The organism is Streptosporangium sp. NPDC006013 (assembly GCF_040614275.1).
Lineage (GTDB): Bacteria > Actinomycetota > Actinomycetes > Streptosporangiales > Streptosporangiaceae > Streptosporangium.
In genome coordinates this window covers 1-2007 of sequence record NZ_JBEXUE010000870.1, presented here as the reverse complement: position 1 = coordinate 2007, position 2007 = coordinate 1, and the positions used below count along the sequence as shown (strand labels likewise).

Genomic DNA, 2007 nt, shown 5'->3' with positions numbered 1-2007 from the left:
GTAATGGCCATCTCACATACTGGGAGAATTCGCTCAAAGGTTACGTTTTTTCTATTCTCGTCAACTGGGGGTCTCGCATCCGGCATGGTCACGGGCGGACGCGCTACGGCTCCCGGCGGCGAGGTCGTCCCTGGTCAGCCATACGGAGGGCGCACCGAGCGGGACGGCTCCGGCGGGCGCCGCGTTCGGGGCGGGCGCGGCGTCGTCGCCGTGGGCCGCCGGGTTCGTCGTCAATTGATCACCTCGGTCATGAAAAGCCGCATCGACTCGCAGACGTGTTCGTGGGCGAGGCCGCCCACCTGTGCCTGCAGGATCAGGTCGGTGGCCCCGGCCTCGGCGATGCGGGCCGCGGCCTTCCGGGAGCCCTCCACGTCGTCCACCACGACCATGTGGTGCTCGCGGAGCGTGGCCATGGCCTCCTCGGGGGGCATGCCGGCCGCGAGCTGGCCCAGGACCTTGTGGGTGGCGTGCCGGGCGTCGTAGTAGTCGGGAGGGGTGACCAGGTTGACCTGGCGCCGGATGTACCACAGGACCGGGTCGGAGGCGATCTCGAACGCCCGCTCCCTGGTGCCGCCGACGAACCACGGGATCATCAGCGCGATCCGCCGGCTGTCGGGGTCGAAGCCGTTGTCGGCCAGGCACTGCCGGTAGCTCGCGATGTCCTCGGCGACGTCGTCGAGGCCCTTGAGCATCGTCATGCCCAGCAGGTTGTAACCGTGCCTGGCCGCGGCCAGGTAGCCCTCCAGGGAGGTGGACGCCACCCACACGGGAGGGTGCGGCACCTGGGCCGGTCGAGGGTAGACGGAGACGTCGGGGATCTCGAAGAACTCGCTGGACCGGCTGATCGGCTCGCCGTCGGCGTTCCAGATGGCGAGGGTGGCCTCCAGCGAGTCCTCCCAGATCTGCCGTGACTTCTCGAAGGGCTTCTGGAACGCCTGGTACTCCAGCGGGGACGCGCCCCGTCCGGTGCCGAACTCCACCCGGCCGCCGGAGATGACGTCGAGGGTCGCGACGCGTTCGGCGGTCCTGATGGGCGACTGGAAGGGCAGCAGCACCACGCCCAGGCCGAGGTGGATCCGCTCGGTGCGCTGGGAGATGGCGGCCAGCACGAGGTCGGGGGCCGATGAGTGGGAGAAGCCCCGGGTGAAGTGGTGCTCGACGAACCACGCGGTGTCGAAGCCCAGCCGGTCTCCGAGGACCACCTGGTCGATCACGTTGCGGAACGTCTGCTGTTCGACCTCGCGGGAGCGTCCGCGGACCTCCAGCTCGTAGCCCAGGCTGATCCTTAGGGACGTCATCCACGCCTCCGTTGTGTGTCCATCCGACCCCCGGCCGAGGCCTTCCACTTAACCAAGCGCTCGCTTGGCGAGATTACCAGCATGCCGGGACGTCAACAAGCCGACCCGTGAGGCGCTCTCCCTACAGGCCCGCGGCGGCGGCCAGGCGGGCGCGGTGCGCCTGCGGGGTGCCGAGGAGCTGGGCGTCCGCGGTGGCCCGCTTGAAGTAGCGATGGGCCGGATGCTCCCAGGTGACGCCGGTGCCGCCGTGGACCTGGATGCTCTCGCCCGCGGCGGCCAGGTAGGCCTCCGTGCAGTAGGAGCCCGCGACGGCGGCCCGGACGGGAAGCTCCTCCAGCGGGGCGCACGCGGCGGCCAGGGCGGCCGAGCGGGCCGACTCGACCAGCAGGAGCACGTCGGCGAGCTTGTGCTTGATCGCCTGGAAGGAACCGATCGGGCGGCCGAACTGGTGGCGCTGTCTCGCGTGGGCCACCGCGGTCTCCAGGCAGCGAGCCGCCCCGCCCACCTGCTCGGCGGCCAGTGCGGCGACCGCCAGGTCGCGGACCCGCTCGTGCGCCGCGCCGGAGCCGATCCGGACGGCGGGGACGGCGTCGAAGGCGAGCGCGGTGAGCGGGGCGAGGGTGCCCGCGGGGGGCGGCGTTCTCCTGGTACACCTACTCGCCGACCCGGGTGCGATACCCGTACGCGCGCGGGGTGCTGGTGGAGATGT

Annotated in this window: 3 protein-coding genes; all 3 read right to left on the bottom strand. The window is 71.0% G+C overall.

The genetic code is table 11. From position 1 onward, the window contains the following. Positions 1-60: 60 nt before the first annotated feature. Positions 61-234 (bottom strand): hypothetical protein, encoded by a 174-nt coding sequence (locus ABZ260_RS50495; protein WP_355632952.1) that lies wholly within the window; start codon positions 232-234, stop codon positions 61-63. Then, the gene (locus tag ABZ260_RS50490; protein ID WP_355632949.1) at positions 231-1298 is read right to left on the bottom strand and encodes an LLM class flavin-dependent oxidoreductase; all 1068 of its coding nucleotides are present in this window, start codon (positions 1296-1298) and stop codon (positions 231-233) included. Before ABZ260_RS50490 ends, ABZ260_RS50495 begins: the two co-directional genes overlap by 4 nt. Positions 1299-1419: 121 nt before the next feature. Then, positions 1420-2007 (bottom strand): acyl-CoA dehydrogenase family protein (locus tag ABZ260_RS50485; RefSeq protein ID WP_355632947.1); only part of this gene is annotated, 588 nt, incomplete at its 5' end.